Raw genomic sequence first — 631 nt, 5'->3', positions numbered from 1 at the left:
GACTGCATTTGCTGGTTGATTCAACGGGAATCAAGTTCTTGGGTGAAGGCGAGTGGAAATGCAAAAAGCATGGCCCTGAGCGTCGTCGGCAATGGCGCAAGTTGCACATTGGCATTGATGCCCAGACGCTACAGGTCAGGGCTATCTGCGTGACATCCAACAACGTCAGTGATGCAGCAGTGATACCGGATTTGCTGCAGCAATTGCCCGAAGATGAGGTGCTGGAGAGCCTAACGGGCGACGGCGCTTACGACACGCAACCAGTCCATGAAGAAGTCATCAAGCGAGGAGGTATTCCCATTATTCCTCCTCGCAAGAATGCTCGAATACGCAAAGGCAAAGCCTTTGTGCATCGAAATGCGGCGATCGCTGCATGTCGAAGGCTGGGGCGAAGTATCTGGAAACGTTGGATCGGGTATCACCGGCGCAGCTTGGTGGAAACCAAGATGAACTGCATCAAACGATTGGGTGAGCGGCTGATGTCTCGTACCTTTGAGCGACAAGTCAACGAGCTGCACATTCGAGCAGCCATCTTGAATCGATTTACAGAACTGGGCCGTCCTCAGACGGCAGCCGTGGCATAGCCACGGCTGGGGTTTGGGGGAGCTTGGCCTGAAATCGATTTATGCAA

1 protein-coding gene is annotated in these 631 nt (G+C 53.6%); it reads left to right on the top strand.

Annotation, left to right across the window (positions count from 1 at the left end; translation table 11 throughout):
* Positions 1–584: IS5 family transposase (locus CA2_RS17405; protein WP_156105929.1), on the top strand; the 584-nt coding region annotated here is incomplete at its 5' end.
* Positions 585–631 lie beyond the last annotated feature (47 nt).

The organism is Comamonas aquatica NBRC 14918 (assembly GCF_000739875.1).
GTDB lineage: Bacteria > Pseudomonadota > Gammaproteobacteria > Burkholderiales > Burkholderiaceae_C > Comamonas > Comamonas aquatica.
This window is presented reverse-complemented; position numbering and strand designations above follow the sequence as displayed.